This window comes from Nocardioides sp. GCM10023255, from assembly GCF_042653125.1.
In the GTDB taxonomy this organism is placed as follows: Bacteria; Actinomycetota; Actinomycetes; order Propionibacteriales; family Nocardioidaceae; genus Nocardioides.
On sequence record NZ_JBHSHU010000005.1, the window covers coordinates 65,126 to 81,820 of the forward strand.

The 16,695-nt window shown below is 72.7% G+C and carries 15 protein-coding genes; 8 read left to right on the forward strand and 7 right to left on the reverse strand.

The window, feature by feature from the left end; all coding sequences use genetic code 11:
• Positions 1 to 68 precede the first annotated feature (68 nt).
• Entirely contained in the window at positions 69 to 1,127 is a 1,059-nt protein-coding gene (locus ACFO9I_RS09390; RefSeq protein WP_379180106.1) for a hypothetical protein, read from the reverse strand.
• Between the two features lie 89 nt (positions 1,128 to 1,216).
• On the reverse strand, positions 1,217 to 1,366 hold the full coding sequence (locus tag ACFO9I_RS09395; RefSeq protein WP_379180108.1) for a hypothetical protein: 150 nt from the start codon (positions 1,364 to 1,366) through the stop codon (positions 1,217 to 1,219).
• A 93-nt stretch (positions 1,367 to 1,459) separates the two neighbouring features.
• Between ACFO9I_RS09395 and ACFO9I_RS09400 the strand changes: the two genes are divergently transcribed.
• The 3 genes from ACFO9I_RS09400 (at position 1,460) to ACFO9I_RS09410 (ending at position 4,944) form a co-directional block, all read left to right on the forward strand.
• Entirely contained in the window at positions 1,460 to 2,437 is a 978-nt protein-coding gene (locus ACFO9I_RS09400; RefSeq protein ID WP_379180110.1) for a GlxA family transcriptional regulator, read from the forward strand.
• A gap of 67 nt (positions 2,438 to 2,504) precedes the next feature.
• Positions 2,505 to 3,572, forward strand: a complete 1,068-nt coding sequence (locus ACFO9I_RS09405) for a GDSL-type esterase/lipase family protein (protein ID WP_379180112.1) — start codon at positions 2,505 to 2,507, stop codon at positions 3,570 to 3,572.
• 88 nt (positions 3,573 to 3,660) lie between these two features.
• Positions 3,661 to 4,944: a hypothetical protein gene (locus tag ACFO9I_RS09410; RefSeq protein WP_379180114.1), complete on the forward strand. Its 1,284-nt coding sequence runs from the start codon at positions 3,661 to 3,663 to the stop codon at positions 4,942 to 4,944.
• On the opposite strand, the gene ACFO9I_RS09415 is transcribed toward ACFO9I_RS09410, so the two are convergent.
• Entirely contained in the window at positions 4,889 to 6,220 is a 1,332-nt protein-coding gene (locus ACFO9I_RS09415) for a class I adenylate-forming enzyme family protein (RefSeq protein ID WP_379180116.1), read from the reverse strand. The genes ACFO9I_RS09410 and ACFO9I_RS09415 overlap by 56 nt on opposite strands.
• Positions 6,221 to 6,256: 36 nt before the next feature.
• Here ACFO9I_RS09415 and coaE point away from each other — a divergent pair, with 36 nt between their 5' ends.
• Positions 6,257 to 6,850, forward strand: a complete 594-nt coding sequence (coaE, locus tag ACFO9I_RS09420; protein WP_379180118.1) for a dephospho-CoA kinase — start codon at positions 6,257 to 6,259, stop codon at positions 6,848 to 6,850.
• Positions 6,851 to 6,881: 31 nt separating this feature from the next.
• Here coaE and ACFO9I_RS09425 read toward each other — a convergent pair whose 3' ends face one another.
• Together ACFO9I_RS09425 and ACFO9I_RS09430 are read right to left on the reverse strand one after the other, a co-directional pair.
• The gene (locus tag ACFO9I_RS09425) at positions 6,882 to 7,850 is read right to left on the reverse strand and encodes a sigma-70 family RNA polymerase sigma factor (protein WP_379180120.1); all 969 of its coding nucleotides are present in this window, start codon (positions 7,848 to 7,850) and stop codon (positions 6,882 to 6,884) included.
• A 175-nt stretch (positions 7,851 to 8,025) separates the two neighbouring features.
• Positions 8,026 to 10,248, reverse strand: coding sequence for a S9 family peptidase (locus ACFO9I_RS09430; RefSeq protein WP_379180122.1), 2,223 nt, complete (start codon positions 10,246 to 10,248; stop codon positions 8,026 to 8,028).
• Between the two features lie 46 nt (positions 10,249 to 10,294).
• Here ACFO9I_RS09430 and ACFO9I_RS09435 point away from each other — a divergent pair, with 46 nt between their 5' ends.
• A complete protein-coding gene (locus tag ACFO9I_RS09435; protein WP_379180124.1) occupies positions 10,295 to 10,999 on the forward strand; it encodes a LamB/YcsF family protein in 705 nt (234 codons plus the stop codon).
• Positions 11,000 to 11,024: 25 nt separating this feature from the next.
• Here the strand turns inward: ACFO9I_RS09435 and ACFO9I_RS09440 are convergent, their stop codons facing one another.
• Positions 11,025 to 12,359: a DNA polymerase IV gene (locus tag ACFO9I_RS09440; protein ID WP_379180126.1), complete on the reverse strand. Its 1,335-nt coding sequence runs from the start codon at positions 12,357 to 12,359 to the stop codon at positions 11,025 to 11,027.
• 163 nt (positions 12,360 to 12,522) lie between these two features.
• On the opposite strand from ACFO9I_RS09440, the gene ACFO9I_RS09445 reads away from it, so the two are divergent.
• The 3 genes from ACFO9I_RS09445 to ACFO9I_RS09455 all read left to right on the forward strand — a co-directional run bounded on the left by ACFO9I_RS09445 (position 12,523) and on the right by ACFO9I_RS09455 (position 16,207).
• The gene (locus ACFO9I_RS09445; protein WP_379180128.1) at positions 12,523 to 13,506 is read left to right on the forward strand and encodes a DUF4192 domain-containing protein; all 984 of its coding nucleotides are present in this window, start codon (positions 12,523 to 12,525) and stop codon (positions 13,504 to 13,506) included.
• Between the two features lie 70 nt (positions 13,507 to 13,576).
• A complete protein-coding gene (locus ACFO9I_RS09450; protein ID WP_379180130.1) occupies positions 13,577 to 14,734 on the forward strand; it encodes a carboxylate-amine ligase in 1,158 nt (385 codons plus the stop codon).
• A 9-nt stretch (positions 14,735 to 14,743) separates the two neighbouring features.
• Positions 14,744 to 16,207, forward strand: coding sequence for a glutamate--cysteine ligase (locus tag ACFO9I_RS09455; RefSeq protein WP_379180132.1), 1,464 nt, complete (start codon positions 14,744 to 14,746; stop codon positions 16,205 to 16,207).
• Here ACFO9I_RS09455 and ACFO9I_RS09460 read toward each other — a convergent pair whose 3' ends face one another.
• Positions 16,208 to 16,693: a hypothetical protein gene (locus ACFO9I_RS09460; protein WP_379180134.1), complete on the reverse strand. Its 486-nt coding sequence runs from the start codon at positions 16,691 to 16,693 to the stop codon at positions 16,208 to 16,210.
• Positions 16,694 to 16,695: the final 2 nt, after the last annotated feature.

The window sequence follows — 16,695 nt, forward strand, 5'->3', positions numbered from 1 at the left end:
GGCGGCTGACCGCCTGAGCTGACACGCACACCGACCCGCCCGAGATCCTCGGGCGGGTCGGTGTCATTTCAGGCCTGACCTGCCGACACGAGGTCGGCGTACGCCCTGGCCAGCGCGATGACCGCGCCGCGGTCGGCCCGCCCGGGGGTCTGCCGCACCGACTCGATCTTCACGTCGACGTAGAAGTGGCTCTCGGGGTCGAGGACGATCGAGTCCGCGCTGCCGTCCTCGCCGAGGCTGATCATCCGGATGACGCCGGGGGGTCCGTCGAACATGTCGACGCGGTTGGGGTTCGTCTTCGTCTGGTCGTAGAACGACTCGAAGGCCTCGTCGGTGAGGTGGAAGGCCCGCAGGCTCAGCTGCGACGACTTCTCCTGGTTGATGTACAGGCACCAGGAGCGGCCGTCGCCGTCCTCGCCGCCGCGGGCGAAGTCGACGGGACCGTACGCCGCGGATACCTCGTCGGAGCGGGCGCCCGGGCAGTCGGCGGGCAGGTCGATCCTGGTCTGCTCCTCCAGCGGGACCTGGCCGCCCAGCTCCTTCAGCACCCGGACCAGGTCCCGGTCCTTGGTGCGGGTGTCGCCGTGCATGACCGAGTTCAGCTTCTCGTCCACCGAGACGAAGAACGCCGTGGAGCTGTTGAGGCCGATCGCCTGGCTCGAGGTGAAGTCGCCCGTCGTGAAGGCGGGATAGCTGAACGACGGGATCCGCGTGCCGCCGGCTCCCTCGAGCACCTTCTCGAGGTCGTGCGGGCGGAAGGTCTGCGGGAAGTAGCCCCAGGTGATCCCCGGGGACTTGACCCCGTTGTCGTAGCTGATCTGGCAGGCGTAGCGGGCGTAGTCGTCCAGGAGGAGGATGCCTCGCTGGGTGACGAAGTCGGCGGTCAGCACGACGTGCGAGCGCTGCTTGGCGGGGACGAGGGCCTGCCAGGACTTCTCCGGCGTCATCGCGCACGGGTCCAGCGGGGTCGGCTCGTCGGGGTCGGCCGAGGCGGAGGCCGAACCTGACTGCGGGGAGGAGCTGGCGCCTGCGCTGCCGCCTGCCTCCGGCTCGGCGTCCGAGCTGCTGCAGCCGGCCAGCGCCAGGACAAGCAGTGCCGTGGTGATCGTCGTCCCCCGAAGTCCCATGCCGGCACGCTTCCCCCCGACGGGGGCGGCGAAACGGGGCCGGGGACCAGAGGAGAGGGTTCAGCGCGGCACGCTCGGGTGGGGCGCGGTCAGTGGGGCAGGGCGGGGGACTGGAAGCGGTGGTCGTCGAGGTGGGAGCGCGGCGGGCGCTGGGGGCCACGGCCGTCACGGACGGCCAGGCGGACGGTCTCTGCGCTCATCAGCACTGCCAGCGCCAGCAGGATCATCAGGAAGGTCATGGCAGTAAGTCTGCGCCGGTCGAGATCCCGCCACCAGTGGCAGAAAAGTCATTGGACGTTGTTTTTCTGCCATTGATGCGGCAGTCTGGTGCCATGTCCTCCAGCGTGACCAGCGTCGCCGTGCTCGTGCAGGACGGCGTCGAGCCCTTCGGGCTCGGCGCGATGTGCGAGGTCTGGGCCGAGCCCTACCACCCCGAGGACGACAACCCGGTCTTCGACTTCGTCGTGGCGACACCGCGCCCGGGCCGGGTCCGTGGCCCCTCGGGCTTCGACCTCCATGTCGAGAACGGTCTCGACGCCGCCACCGACGCAGACCTGCTCTGCATCGCACCCAAGCGCGACTACCTGGCTCCGTCGCCCGAGGTGGTCGAGCTGGTCGCGGCCGCGCACGCCCGCGGTGCCTTCGTCTTCGCGCACTGCACGGCGGCGTTCGTCCTCGGCGAGGCGGGCCTCCTCGACGGCCGCCGGTGCACGACCCACTGGCGCCACGTCGACGTGCTCGCCGAGCGGTACCCGCTGGCCCACGTCGACGAGAACGTCCTCTACGTCCAGGACGGCACCATCGTGACCGGGGCCGGCTCCGCTGCCGGTCTCGACGCCGCGCTGCACCTGATGCGCCAGCAGTTCGGCGCCCGCACCGCGGCTGCGGCCGCCCGCCGCATGGTCGTGCCGCCGCACCGCTCCGGCGGGCAGGCCCAGTTCATCGCCCGAGCGGTGCCCGACTGCGACGCCGAGACCCTGGGCCCGCTGCTCGCCTGGATCGTGGAGAACCTCGGCGACGACCTGAGCGTCGACGAGCTGGCCCGGCGCTCGCACATGTCGCCGCGCACCTTCGCCCGCCGCTTCCGCGCCGAGACCGGCACCACGCCGCACACCTGGGTGACCGCGCAGCGGGTGCAGGCCGCCGAGGAGCTGCTCGAGCTGACCGACCACTCCGTCGACTGGATCGCCGACGAGGTCGGCTTCGGGAACGCCGCCACGCTGCGTCACCACTTCACCCGCGCGCGGGGCGTGAGCCCGCAGCAGTACCGGCGTACCTTCTCCGGTGCGGCCGCCGAGCGGAGCGCCTGACCGCCTGCGCCCGGTGCCCGGCGCCGAGGCCGGGCTGCCTACGATGAGCGGGGTGGAAGGGGGCCGGATGTCGCGACAGCGCGCCCTGACGGCACTCCTCGCGGTCCTGCTCCTGGGCCTCCTGCCCCTCGCCGCGGCCTGCCGGTCGGCTGACGAGCCGGTCCGGATCCTCCTGGTGGGCGACTCGGTGACCCAGGGGTCCGCGGGCGACTGGACCTGGCGCTACCGGCTGGCCCAGCACCTGGTCGACGCGGACGTCCCCTTCGACTTCGTCGGGCCGGAGGACGGGCTGCTCGACAACGTCGCGGGGAAGCAGGGCTCGCACGCCTACGCCGATCCGGAGTTCGACCAGGACCACGCCGCCCGCTGGGGCATGAAGTTCGTGGACCAGGACCAGCCGATCGGGGACCTCGTCGACACCTACCACCCTGACGTCGTGGTCGAGATGCTCGGCTTCAACGACATCGCCTGGGACCACGCCGCGCCCGCCGACGTCATCGAGCACGCACGGGACTTCGTCAAGGACGCCCGGTCCGCCGACCCCGACGTGTCGGTGGTCCTGGGCGGGCTGCCGCAGACGTGGTTCCCGGGCGTTGAGGAGTACGACGCCGACCTGCAGGAGCTCGCGGCGGACCTCGACAGCGAGGACTCCCGGGTGGTGGTGGCGCAGCCCGTGCAGCCGTACGTCGAGGACGTCGACACCTACGACCCCGCCCACCCCACGGCCACCGGCGAGGTCAAGATCGCCGCCGGAGTGGCCGACGCGCTCGCCTCCCTGGGGATCGGGACCGACTACCCGCGCCCCCTCCCGGCCGTCCCGAACGGGCCACGGGTCACGGCGGTCCTCTCCGCGGATCCCGGTGACGGCGAGGCGACGCTGCGCTGGGAGTCGCCGCCCGGGGCGACGGGCGAGACCGTCTGGCGGCGGGACGCCACGACGGGCGAGGACTGGGCCCGGCTGCCCTACCCGGTGACGGGATCGCCCTGGGTGGCGGGCGGGTTGACCAACGGCCACCGCTACGAGTTCCGGCTCCAGGCAGAGAAGGGATCGGCGGTGGCCGAGGACCTGTTCTCCAACGTGGTGTCCGTGATCCCGTCGGCGGTCCCCGGGACTTCCACCGCACCACCGGGCTGACCGGCTAACATCGAGCCGCTGACGGAGCATCGGGGGGCTCGTGACGACGTTGAGGGTGGCGCTTGTCGGGGCGTCGATGCTGGTGAGCGTGCTCGTCCAGGTGCCGGCGTCCGGAGCGGAACCGGTCACTTGCGGACCTGCTGCGGATCCGGCAGGGACGTCGATCATGGTCGTGGGGGACTCGGTGGCCCAGGGGTCGGTCGATGACTGGACCTGGCGCTACCGGCTGTGGGAACACCTGGTCGGGACGGGTGTCGACGTGGACTTCGTCGGTCCGCGCGATGACCTCTTCGACCGTCAGGGTGACCAGTTCGGATCGCACGACTACGCCGACCCCGGGTTCGACCAGGACCACGCTGCCCGCTGGGGAATGGCCTTCGCGTCGCAGGACCACCCCATCGGCGATCTCGTCGCAAGCTGTCGCCCCGACGTCGTGGTCGAGGCCTTGGGCATCAACGACCTGACCTGGCTGGGCACGCCTCCCGAGATGGTGCTGAGTGCTGCACGCGCGTTCGTCGTGGACGCCCGGGCCGCCGACCCCCAGGTCGACGTCGTGCTCGCCGAGCTGCCGCAGACCTGGTTCACCGGCGTGACCGCCTACAACCAGGCACTGCCCGGACTCGCTTCCGAGCTCGACACCCCGGAGTCACGGGTCGTTGCCGCGGTACCCGCCCAGGAGCTCGTCCAGGACGTCGACACCTACGATCCTGCGCACCTGTCGGCCACGGGCGAGGTGAAGATGGCGGCTGGCGTCGCGGATGCCCTCGCGGATATCGGGGTGGGCGCGCTGTATCCCCGTCCCTTGCCCGAGGTCGACAACGGGCCGACGCGTCCGGCCGTGCTGGTCGCCAGTGCCGGTGACGGTCAGGTCGCACTGTCCTGGACGCGCCCGCCCGGCGCCACGGGTGAGGTCGTGTGGATCCGGGACGCTACGCTCGAAGAGGGCTGGCATCCGCTGCCAGGGCGGGTGGAGCACCCCGGGAGCTCCTGGACGGCGACAGGGCTCATCGACTACCACGAGTACCAGTTCCGGCTGCAGTCTGCGAAGGGCAGCGTTGTGGCAGAGCAGCTCTTCTCGAACGTGGTCGCTGCGACACCGCAGAAGCCGGCGCCCGGCCCTGCGGCCCTCCATCTGATCGCGCGCCGACACCGCCTCGTCGCCCGTTGGACCTCGGCGGCCGGTGCCACGTCGTACGTCCTCACGTGGAAGAGGCGTGGCGAACCCGACTCGTTGCGGTCGCGGACCACGACGGCCAGGCGCTTCCGCATCGACCGGGTGAGACCTGGGAAGGCCTACCGCGTGACCGTCACCCCTCTCAACGACCGGACGCCGGGCCCGACGGCTGCCGCTCTGGCTCGCCTGAGGCGCTGACCCGGTCGGTCAGCCGGTCGCGGAGCACCTTCCCGGTGAGCGTGCGGGGGAGCTCCTCGACGAAGGTCCACGTCTTGGGGCGCTTCGGCGGCGCGAGCCGCTCGCGTGCGTACGCCGCCAGCTCCTCCTCGCGGGCCGGACCGACGACAGCGGCGCAGACGCGCTGGCCCCACTGCTCGTCGGGCACCCCGTGAACGGCCACGTCCTCGACGCCGGGATGCTCGCGCAGCGCGTTCTCGACCTCCAGGGGGTAGACGTTGACCCCGCCGCTGATGATCAGGTCCTCCCGACGCCCGTCGAGGTAGAGGTAGCCCTCGTCGTCGAGCCGGCCCAGGTCGCCCACCGTGAAGGCCGGGCCGTCGACGGATCCGCCCCAGGCCGCAGCCGTCTTCTCCGGGTCGCCGACGTAGGAGAAGCGTGCGTGCTCCGGAACGGTGCACCAGATGGTGCCGTCGTCGTCGACCGCGAGCGAACGGCCCGGACGCGCGCGCCCGACCGTGCCCGGCCGCTCGAACCACTCCTCGCTGCGGCAGGCGGTGAACTGGCCCTCGGTGGAGCCGTAGAACTCCCAGGTCGAGCCCGCCGGGAACTCCTCGACCAGCCGGTGCTTGACCGCCACCGGGCAGGGTGCGCCGGCGTGCGCCACCAGCCGGAACGACGACAGGTCGGGCGTGCCGACGTCGTCCCAGTGGGCGAAGAGCCGCTGCAGGTGGGTCGGCACGCAGAACATCGTGGTCGGGCGCTCCTGCGCGATCGCGGCGGTCACCGTCGCGGGGTCGAACGGACCCGGGACCACGATGCGGCCGCCGGCCAGGAGCGTGCCCATCGCGAAGCGCAGGGGCGCCGAGTGGTGGAGCGGGCTCAGCACGAGGTTGACGTCGGACGCGCAGAACCCCCACAGGTCGCGCTCCTCGGCGACCAGTGCGGCCGCCTGCTCCGGTGTCAGCTGCCCGCTGTGGACGCCCTTGGGTGTCCCCGTCGTGCCGCTGGTGACATGGATGGGCCGACCTCGCGGCACGCCGCGGCGCGCACCCGCCCCGACCGGCTCCGTCGGGAGCAGCCGCAGCAGCGAGGACACCTGCTCCGGTGTCTCGACGAGCAGGTCCGGCTCCAGGCCGGCGAGGATGCGCGCGCGTTCGTACGTCGTCAGCCGCGGGTCCAGCGGGATCGGGAACACCCCGCCCGCGAGCAGCGCCATCACCAGGTCGACGTACTCCGCGGACCCGGGCGCCAGCAGGGCGACGCGCGACCCCTCGCGCAGCTCGACGTGGTCCACGCGTCGCAGCCTACGGCGACCCTCTACCCTCACGGCATGCGCGTGGGACTGACAGGTGGCGTGGCCTCGGGGAAGAGCACGGTGTCGACGATGTTCGCCGAGCTGGGTGCGGTGGTCATCGACGCCGACCAGCTGGCCAGGGAGGTGGTCGCGCCCGGCACCGACGGTCTCGCGGAGGTGGTGGCGGCGTTCGGGCCCGGGGTGCTGACCGCCGAGGGCGGGCTCGACCGGCCCGCCATGGGGGCGATCGTCTTCGCCGACACCGAGAAGCGCCGCGTGCTGGAGTCGATCATCCACCCGCGGGTCAGGGCCCGGGGTGCGGAGATCGAGGCCGAGGCACCCGCCGGCGCGGTCGTGGTGCACGACATCCCGCTGCTGGCCGAGACCGGGCAGGCGGACAACTTCGACGCGGTGGTCGTGGTGGACGTGCCGACCGACGTCCAGGTCGACCGGATGACCCGGCTGCGGGGGATGAGCCCCGAGGACGCCTCCGCCCGGATCGCTGCCCAGGCGAGCCGCGAGCAGCGGCGCGCCGTCGCGACGTACGTCATCGAGAACACCGGGACGCTCGAAGACCTCCGCCGGGCGGTGGCGGAGGTCTTCGACAAGCTGGCGACGGCCGGCGGCTGAGCCGGTCCGGCAGCCCGTTCAGGCGGCCGGGTCAGGCGGCCAGGTCGGGGTCGCCCAGGCGACGCAGCTTCTGCAGCGCCTCGCGCTCGAGCTGGCGGACCCGCTCGGCGGAGATGCCGTGCTTGGCGCCGATGTCGGCGAGCTTGTGCTGGCGCCCGTCGACCAGGCCGTAGCGGGACCGGATGATGTCGGCGGCCCGGTCGTCGAGCTGTCCGACGAGCCGGTTGAGGCGCTCGCGGGACTCGACGTCGAGGACCGTCAGGTCCGGGCTGGGGGACGTCTCCTGGGCCATCAGGTCACCCAGCGAGGTGTCGCCGTCCTCGTCGACGGGGGAGTCGAGGCTGACGTGCTCACGACCCCAGGCGATCAGGTCGAGGACCCGGTCGACGTCCATGCCGAGCTCGGTGGCGATCTCGTGCGGCTCCGGCTCGCGGCCGAGCTGGCGCTCGAGGGTGCGGCGCGCGCCGCCGACCTGGTTGAGCTCCTCGACCACGTGGACGGGCAGGCGGACGACCCGGGCCTGCTGGGCGATGCCGCGGGTGATGGCCTGCCGCACCCACCAGGTGGCGTAGGTCGAGAACTTGTAGCCCTTGGTGTAGTCGAACTTCTCGACCGCCCGGATCAGGCCGGTGTTGCCCTCCTGGATCAGGTCGAGCATCGGCATCTGCGCGCGGCCGTACTTGCGGGCGATGGAGACCACCAGCCGCAGGTTGGCGGTGATGAACGTGTCGACGGCCTTGCGGCCCTCCTCGGCCAGCCACTCGAGCTCCTCCTGCGTCGCAGACATCGGGGCGCCGCCCTTGCGGCGGCCGACCCGGCCCTCGGCGAGCAGGTGCTCGGCCATCAGGCCGGCCTCGATGGTCTTGGACAGCTCGACCTCGCTGGCAGCGTCGAGCAGGGGGTTCCGCGCGATCTCGTCGAGGTACAGCCCGACGCTGTCCCGGCCCTCGATCTCGCGTGATCCGACCCGCGCGCCGACCGTTGCGGTGCGTGTCGTCATGGGCGCCCCTCCTCAGCTCTGTGGCCTGCCAACGGCAGCCCCACACGTCCTGTCCAACGCCCCGACGTACCCGGAGATTCCCGGACCTATCCCGCCGGTGCTTATGAACTCTTCGTAGCCAAGGACGGTTGGCGATGGGTTGGAGTTGCGTCCGCGCGAAAATCTCAGCCAGTTCTCAGACGTCGGACCCGTCCGTCGCCGACCCGGCCGGGGGCGGGGACCACGCGGGGGTCGCGTCCGCCAGGCCCATCCGGTCGAGGATCCAGGCCAGTGTGAAGGCCCGGTCGTGCCACGACTTGTAGCGCCCCGAAACGCCGCCATGACCGGCCGACATCTCGGTGCGCAGGAGGAAGTCCCGCCTGCCCACCGCGGTCGCCCGGAGCCGGGCGATCCACTTGGCCGGCTCCACGTAGAGGACGCGGGTGTCGTTGAGCGATGTCTCAGCCAGGATGGGCGGATAGTCCACCGCAGCCACGTTGTCGTACGGCGCGTAGTCGGCCATGTAGGCGAACACCTCGGGGTCGGTCTCGGGGTTGCCCCACTCGTCGTACTCGGTGACCGTGAGCGGCAGCGACGAGTCGAGCATCGACGTCAGGGCGTCGACGAACGGCACCCCGGCGACCACCCCGCCGAAGAGCTCCGGCGCCTGGTTGACGACCGCCCCCATCAGCAGCCCGCCGGCCGAGGCGCCCTCGGCCACCAGGTGCTCCGGGGTGGTCCACCCGGTCTGGACCAGGTGCCGGGCGCAGGCGATGAAGTCGGAGAAGGAGTTCTGCTTGCGCATCAGCTTGCCGTCGTCGTACCACCGCCGGCCCATCTCGCCGCCACCACGGACGTGGGCGATGGCGAAGCCGGCGCCGCGGTCGAGCAGCGAGAGCCGGGGCTTGGAGAAGTAGGGGTCCATCGACATCTCGTAGGCGCCGTACCCGTAGAGCAGCACCGGGATCGGGCGCGAGCCCCCGCCTTCGTCCTCACGGGCGCCGCGGCGGCACACGATCGAGATCGGCACCCGTTCGCCGTCGTCGGCCGTCGCCCAGAGCCGGTGCTCCTCGTAGTCGGCCGGGTCGTAGCCGCCGAGCACGGGGGTACGCCGCAGCAGCGTCAGCTCGCGGGTGCGGACGTCGTAGTCGTAGACCGAGGACGGGACGGCCATGGTCGTGTAGCCGAGCCGGACCACCGGCTGGTGGTAGTTGGGGTTGCTGCCCGAGCCGACCGTGTAGACCTCCTCGTCGAACCGGACGAGGTAGTCGTCGGTGACCGGCTGTGCGGGGTCGTCGCCGAGCTCGAGGATGCGCAGCTGGGTCAGGCCCTCGCTGCGCTGGTGCACGACGAGGTGGCCGGCGAACGCGTCGACGTCCTCGAGGCGCACCGCCGGGTCGTGGGGGACGAGCGCCGTCCAGCGCTCCACCGGAGTGGGCTCGACCGGAGCGGTCGCGAGCTCGAAGTCGGGCCCGGTGGCGTTGTGGAGCACGAGGAAGAGGTCGCGCCCGGCGAGCACGCCGTGGTCGAGGCTGTACTCGAGCCCCTCGCGACGCTCCGCGAACACCCTCCAGCCCTGCTCGGGGGCGTCGGCGTCGAGGTAGCGGTACTCGCTGGTGGTCTTCGAGCCCGACGCGATGACCAGGAACCGGTCGGTGCGCGTGCGCCCCACACCCACCCAGAAGCGGCCGTCGGTCTCGTGGAAGACCAGCTCGTCGTCGGCCTGCGCGGTCCCGAGCCGGTGCCGCCAGATCTTGTCGGCACGCCAGGACTCGTCGACGGTCGTGTAATAGAGGTCGGTGCCCTCCCGGTTCCAGGTGGCCCCGCCGATCACGCCGGCGATCTCGTCGGGCAGCAGCTCTCCGGTGCCCAGGTCCTTGACCCGCACCGTGTAGCGCTCGTCGCCGGTGACGTCGGTGGAGTAGGCGAGCAGGGTGGCGTCCGGGCTGACCGCCGAGCCGCCGAGGGAGAAGAAGTCGTGTCCCTCGGCGAGGCTGTCGAGGTCCAGCAGCAGCTCCTCGCCGGGCAGCGCCGGCTCGCCGGCGGCGCAGTGCTCCGCGGGACGGGGCGGGGTCCAGTCGTCCGCGTCGAGCACGGGCACGCGGCAGGTGGCGCCGTACTCCTTGCCCTCGTAGGAGCGCCCGTAGTACCAGTGCCCGCGGACCCGGGTCGGGACGGAGAGGTCGGTCTCCAGGGTGCGCGCCTTGATCTCCTCGAAGATCGACTGCCGCAGGTCGGCCAGGTGCGCGGTCCGGGCCCGGGTGTGCTCGTTCTCGGCCTCGAGGTGGGCCCGCACCTCGGGGGCGTCCTTGTCCCGCAGCCACTCGTAGTCGTCGGTCCGGGCGGTCCCGTGCACCTCGGTGGTGGTGGGCCGGCGCTCTGCGCTCGGAGGGGCGGTCGTCGCGGGGGAGTGCTCCATGGGGTCGAACCTAGCGCCGTCACGGCGCGGCGCTAGCGTCGGTGGCGTGGAGACCCGGCACGTCGACCTGAACGCCGACCTCGGCGAGGAGGTCACCGACGACGAGGCGCTGCTCGCGGTGGTGACCAGCGCCAACGTGGCCTGCGGCTACCACGCCGGCAACGTCGAGATCATGCGTGCCGTGTGCGCCGAGGCGGCCCGCCTGGGCGTCTCGATCGGGGCCCAGGTCTCCTACGCCGACCGGGAGAACTTCGGCCGCGTCGAGCTCGACGTGCGCGTCGACGTGCTGCGCGAGCAGGTCGCCGACCAGGTGGGGACGCTCACCGGCATCGCGGTCTCCTGCGGGACCACGGTCCGCTACGTCAAGCCGCACGGTGCGCTCTACCACCGGGTCGTCGACGACGAGGAGCAGGCGTCGGCCGTGCTGGCCGGCTCGGGCGAGCTGCCGGTGCTCGGCCTGCCCGGTGGAGCGCTGCTGGCGCTCGCGGCGCAGGGCGGTCGGCGGGTCCTGCACGAGGGCTTCCCCGACCGGGTGTACGGGCCCGGCGGGCGGCTGGTCCCACGCAGCGAGCCCGGTGCCGTGCTGACCGACGCGGAGACGATCGCCGGCCGCGCGGTCGAGCTGGCCGCCCAGGTCGTGCCGTCGCTGCACTCGCTGTGCGTGCACGGGGACACCCCGGGTGCGGTGGGCCACGCCCGCGCCGTACGCCGTTCCCTGGAGGAGGCGGGCTTCTCGCTCCGCGGCCTGTGACCCAGGGTGCTCTGGACCGGTCTCGTCACCCGGGGTGGGTCGGGTCGGCCGGCTCCTCCGGCAGCCAGGCGCTGAGGACGGGATCGTCGTCCGCGAACGAGCGGACCGGCCCCGCCGGCGACTCGGCCGTCTCGAACCGGACCGTGACCACCCCACGGCCCGACCCCCACACCCAGCCGCGGCCCAGCTCGGCGTGCACGACGTCCATCCCGGGGGCCCACGTGCGACGCTGACGGCTGGTGGGCACCAGCTCCTCCTCGGGCACCGCGTCGACCTCCTCGTCGGGCTCGTCGCCGAAGAGGTCCTCCTGGATCCAGTCGGCCAGCCCGGAGACCCCGACCCCCAGCAGCCGCACCCCACCGGAGGTGTCGAGGTCGGTGAGCAGCCCGCGGGCGAGCCGGGCGATGGTGGCGGTGCTGTCGGTGGGGGAGGCCAGCGTGGTGGACCGGCTCAGCGTCGTGAAGTCGTGGAGCCGGACCTTGATGGAGACGGTCCGGCCGGAGAGGCCGTGCTTGCGCAGGCGCTCGGCGACCTCCCGGGCCTGGCGCGTCAGCAGCCCCTCCATCAACCGGCGGTCGGTCAGGTCGGTGTCGTAGGTGCCCTCCACGCTGACCGACTTCGCCTCGCGCTCCGGCACCACCGGCCGGTCGTCCTCGGCCCGGGCGAGGTGGAAGAGGCCGGTGCCGTGCGCCTTGCCGAGCAGCCGGACCAGCTCCTCGAGGCCGACGGACTCGAGGTCGGCGACGGTGTGGATGCCGGCCCGCCGCAACCGCTCGGCGGTCGCGGGCCCGACCCCCGGGATCACCGAGACGTGCATCGGTCGCAGCAGCGTCTGCTCGGTGCCCGGTGGCACCACCGTCAGCCCGTCGGGCTTGTCGAGGTCGCTGGCGACCTTGGCGATGAACTTCGACGTCCCCAGCCCCACCGACGCGGTCAGCCCGCCGGTCGCCTCGTGCACGCGTGCGCGCAGCTCCTCGGCGAACGCGGTCACCGTGTCCACCTCGAGGTCGGGGAGCAGGGCGTGCTCGAGGTCCACGAACGCCTCGTCGAGCGAGAGCGGCTCCACGAGCGGCGAGGCGGACCGCAGCAGCGACATCACGACACGGCTGGTGTCCCGGTAGGCGTGGAAACGTCCGGAGAGGAAGGCCGCGTGCGGGCAGCGTGACCGGGCCTCGCGCGTCGACATGGCGGAGCGCACGCCGTACTTGCGGGCTTCGTACGACGCCGTGGCCACCACGCCGCGGCCACCCACGCCGCCGACGACCACCGGCTTGCCACGCAGGGACGGCTTGTCGCGCTGCTCGACCGCGGCGAAGAACGCGTCGAGGTCGAGGTGGAGCACCGAGGCGTGCGCGCGCATCAGCGGCCTCCGGGTGCGACGGGCATGCGCGCAAGGTATCGCGGCCCGCCGACACGGTCCGGACGGCCCACGAAGCGTCCACAGGAGGCGCTGTCGGCGGGTCCCTCCACAGGCCACGCCGCACCCCGGGGTCGACGTCGGCGCCGGCGGGGACCGTCCCTGCATGACCACACCCACCACTCCCACCCAGCCGACCACCCTGGTCGCCCGCAGCCCCGAGGACGTGCTCGCGGCCGTTCCCGTCGTCCTCGGCTTCGTCCCGCAGCGCTCGATCGTGATGCTCACGTTCGGCGCGGTGGCCACCTTCCACGCGCGGGTCGACCTGCCACCGCCCGCCCACGTCGACCACGCAGTGGACGCGCTCCTCGGACCGGCGCTCCGCCACGAGGTCCGCGGCGTGGTGTTCGTGCTCTACACCGACGACGCCGACCAGGCGCAGCAGGTCTCCCGTGCGCTGGTGCCTGCCTTCGAGGGTTCGGGGATCGACGTGCTGGAGTCCCTGCGCGCCGACGGCCGGCGCTGGTTCGCGCTGCTGCCCGGGCGCCCCGGGGTCCCGGTGCACGGCGTGCCGTACGACGTCTCGGCCCACCGCTTCGTCGCGCAGTCGGTCCTCGACGGGCGGGTGACCCTCGCGAGCCGCGACGAGCTGGCCGCGTCGCTGGCCCGACACCCCGACCGGGGGGCGGCCGTGACCCGTCTGACCGGTGACAGGACAGCAGGCGCTGCGCAGCCCACCGCAGAGGCGGCCTGGGTGCGCAGCACCGTGGGCCGCCAGGTCGCCGCCGGGGCCGTGCCGTCCGACGAGGAGGCGGCCCGGCTGCTGCGGGCGCTGCGCGACCTGCAGCTGCGCGACGTGGCGTGGTCGCTGATGACCCGCGAGACCTCTCCCCAGCACGTCGGCTACTGGACCGACCTGGTCCGCCGCAGTCCCGACGACCTGCTGCCGGCGCCGGCCGCCCTGCTCGGCTTCGCGGCGTGGCTCGCCGGACACGGTGCGCTCGCCTGGTGCGCGGTCGAGCGCTGCCAGGAGGTGGATCCCGGCTACGGGCTGGCCGACATCGTGGGCCGTCTGCTCCACCACGCCGTGCCTCCGAGCGCCTGGGACTTCGAGGCAGGGTGGTCCGACGTGTTCGACGACCCCGCCTAGCCGTACCCGGTCCGTTCGGTTCACCCGCTGGGGGCGAGGGGCCCGCACGCATCCGTGCTTACGATGCGCCATGGGTGTCCGCACGGTCGGCGTGGAGGAGGAGCTCCTGCTCGTCGACCCCGCCACCCGCTTGGCCAGCTCACGATCGCAGGAGGTGCTCGCCGAGCACCACCGCGAGCACGGCGTGCGGCCCGTCCGGGCCAGCCACGGCCTGGACAAGGAGCTCTTCCAGCACCAGCTCGAGACCCGGACCGAGCCCACGACCGACATGGCCTCGGTGCGACAGCAGCTGCTGGTCGCGCGCGCCATCGCCGGGCGCGCCGCCCGGCGACTCGGCCTGGCGGCCGTCGCCGTGGCGACCGTCCCGCTGACCGACGAGCCCCGGCTGACGCCGGACGACCGCTATGAGGACATGCTGTTCCGCTACGCCGAGATCGCCCGGCACGCCGGCACCTGCGGCATGCACGTGCACGTGGTGGTCGAGAGCGACGAGGAGGGCGTCGGCGTCATCGACCGGGTCGGGCCGTGGCTCCCGGTGCTCCGGGCGGTCAGCGCCAATTCGCCGTATGCCGAGGGCCGGGACACCGGCTACGCCTCGTGGCGCTCGCAGGTCTGGTCGCACTGGCCGACCGCCGGGCCGACCGGGACGCTCTCCTCGGTGGCGGCCTACCGCCGGCTGTGCGAGGAGCTGCTGGAGTCCGGGGCGGCCCGTGACCCGGGGATGCTCTACTTCGACGCACGGCTGTCGGCCCACCAGCCCACCGTCGAGGTGCGCGTCTTCGACACCTGCACCGACCTCGACGACGCGGTCCTGCTCGCGGCGCTGGTGCGCGCCCTGGTCGAGCACGTGGCGCGGTCCTGGCGCCGCGGCGAGGGACCACCGCCGTGGCGCACGGAGTCGCTGCGGGCCGCCCACTGGCGAGCCTCCCGGGTCGGCCTCGCGAGCACGCTGGTGCACCCGCTCACCCGCCGTCTCGCCACGGCCCGGGAGGTGATGGAGGCGCTGCTCGCCACCGTGGCCACCGAGCTCGAGGAGACCGGTGACACCGAGCTGGTGCGGGCCGGGGTCGAGCGCGTGCTGTGGGGCGGGGGAGCGGTGCGTCAGCTCGAGGCCTACCGACGGGCCGGGTCCCTCGACGGTGTGGTGGACGACCTGGTCCTGCGCAGCGAGGCCGTCTGGTCGGGACTCGACGCCGGGGTGAGCCCCCGGCGGGGTGCCACACCCTAAGGTTTCGTCATGGGCGAAGAGGTGGACCAGCAGGAGTTCTCCAGGGCTGACCGGACGCGGCACCGGGAGAAGGTGCGTCGCTGCCTCGACGTCTTCGCCCGGATGCTGCGGGAGGCCCGCTTCGACACCGACGACCCGATGACCGGTCTCGAGGTCGAGCTGAACCTGATCGACGACCTCGGCGACCCGGCGCTGAAGAACGCCGAGGCCCTCGCGGCGATCGCCGACCCCGACTTCCAGACCGAGCTCGGGCAGTTCAACGTCGAGATCAACGTGCCGCCCGCCAAGCTCCGCGAGGGTGGGCTGACCACCTTCGAGGACTCCCTGCGGGCCAGCCTCAACCAGGCCGAGGAGAAGTCCTCGGACGTCGGCGCCCACATGGTGATGATCGGCATCCTGCCCACCCTCGCCGAGGGGCACATGAGCGTGGCGAGCCTGAGCGCGAACCCGCGGTACAAGCTGCTCAGCGAGCAGATCCTCAACGCCCGGGGCGAGGACATCACGATCTCGATCTCCGGCCCCGAACGGCTCGAGACGACCGCGGACTCGATCGTGCCCGAGGCGGCGTGCACCAGCACCCAGTTCCACGTGCAGACCTCGCCGGACCAGTTCCCGGCGTACTGGAACGCCTCCCAGGCGATCGCCGCGGTCCAGCTCGCGGTGGGCGCGAACTCGCCCTACCTCCTCGGCAAGCAGCTGTGGCGCGAGACCCGCATCCCGCTCTTCGAGCAGGCCACCGACACCCGCAGCGAGGAGCTCAAGGCGCAGGGAGTGCGACCCCGCGTGTGGTTCGGGGAGCGCTGGATCACCTCGATCTTCGACCTCTTCGAGGAGAACGTGCGGTTCTTCCCGGCGCTGCTGCCGGTCACCGAGGAGGAGGAACCCCTCGAGGTGCTCGAGTCGGGCGGCACGCCCTCCCTGCACGAGCTGCGGCTGCACAACGGCACGATCTACCGGTGGAACCGGCCGGTCTACGACATCGCTGCCGGCGTGCCCCACCTGCGGGTCGAGAACCGGCTGCTCGCCGCCGGGCCGACGGTCGCGGACACCATCGCCAACGCGGCGTTCTACTTCGGGCTGGTCCGCGCCCTCGCGGAGAGCGAGCGGCCCCTGTGGTCCCAGATGTCGTTCAGCGCCGCGGAGGAGAACTTCCACGTCGCGGCCCAGCAGGGCGTCGAGGCGCAGATCTACTGGCCCGGAGTCGGGCAGGTCCGGGCCACCGAGCTGATCCTGCGGCGGCTGCTCCCGCTGGCACACGAGGGCCTGGCGTCGTGGGGCGCCACGACCGAGGAGAGCGACCGGCTGCTCGGGATCATCGAGCAGCGCTGCCTCACCGGGGTCACCGGCGCCGAGTGGTTCGTCCGCAGGATGGCCGACCGCTCCGACATGGAGAGGTACGACGCGCTGCGGGCCACGTTGCTGGAGTACCGCCAGGGCATGCACACCAACGAGCCCGTGCACACCTGGGAGTGATCAGCGCGCCCGCAGCCGGCGCCAGGTCCGGGACGCGCCGCTGCGCGGGTCCCACCAGCCGCCACGGGTCACCACCACCAGGGTGAGCGGGAGACCCGCCTCGCCGGTCGCGGCCCGGGCGGCGGAGAGCCAGGCGGCGTCGACGTCCTGCAGCGTGTGCTCCCCGGGGCGGGTCAGCCACACCAGCGGCGCGTCCGACCAGGCTGCTGCGCGCCGCAACAGGGCTGCCATCACGTCGGTCCGCAGGCCGTGGTCGAGCCGGACGCGGTCGATCGGCTCCCCGTCGACCTGCTCGGGACAGGACGGGCCGGCCGCGTCCTCCGGCTCGCCCGCCTCGGGCGCGAAGAGCGCCTGCGGGCCGTCCGGGACCCCGACGTGGACCAGCGGCGCGTAGGTGCGTCGCTGCTCCGAGGTGGCGTGCTCCAGCACCGCGCGGCGCAGCTGGGCCGCCAGCTCGCGGCCGATCGGCTCGACGATGCCTTCCACCC

Bases quoted from the DNA above. Each gene is read 5' to 3' on its own strand.
- ACFO9I_RS09390 (WP_379180106.1), bottom strand. From the start codon at position 1,127: ATGGGACTTCGGGGGACGACGATCACCACGGCACTGCTTGTCCTGGCG.
- ACFO9I_RS09395 (WP_379180108.1), bottom strand. From the start codon at position 1,366: ATGACCTTCCTGATGATCCTGCTGGCGCTGGCAGTGCTGATGAGCGCA.
- ACFO9I_RS09400 (WP_379180110.1), top strand. From the start codon at position 1,460: ATGTCCTCCAGCGTGACCAGCGTCGCCGTGCTCGTGCAGGACGGCGTC.
- ACFO9I_RS09405 (WP_379180112.1), top strand. From the start codon at position 2,505: ATGTCGCGACAGCGCGCCCTGACGGCACTCCTCGCGGTCCTGCTCCTG.
- coaE (WP_379180118.1), top strand. From the start codon at position 6,257: ATGCGCGTGGGACTGACAGGTGGCGTGGCCTCGGGGAAGAGCACGGTG.
- ACFO9I_RS09425 (WP_379180120.1), bottom strand. From the start codon at position 7,850: ATGACGACACGCACCGCAACGGTCGGCGCGCGGGTCGGATCACGCGAG.
- ACFO9I_RS09430 (WP_379180122.1), bottom strand. From the start codon at position 10,248: ATGGAGCACTCCCCCGCGACGACCGCCCCTCCGAGCGCAGAGCGCCGG.
- ACFO9I_RS09440 (WP_379180126.1), bottom strand. From the start codon at position 12,359: ATGCGCGCGCACGCCTCGGTGCTCCACCTCGACCTCGACGCGTTCTTC.
- ACFO9I_RS09445 (WP_379180128.1), top strand. From the start codon at position 12,523: ATGACCACACCCACCACTCCCACCCAGCCGACCACCCTGGTCGCCCGC.
- ACFO9I_RS09450 (WP_379180130.1), top strand. From the start codon at position 13,577: ATGGGTGTCCGCACGGTCGGCGTGGAGGAGGAGCTCCTGCTCGTCGAC.
- ACFO9I_RS09455 (WP_379180132.1), top strand. From the start codon at position 14,744: ATGGGCGAAGAGGTGGACCAGCAGGAGTTCTCCAGGGCTGACCGGACG.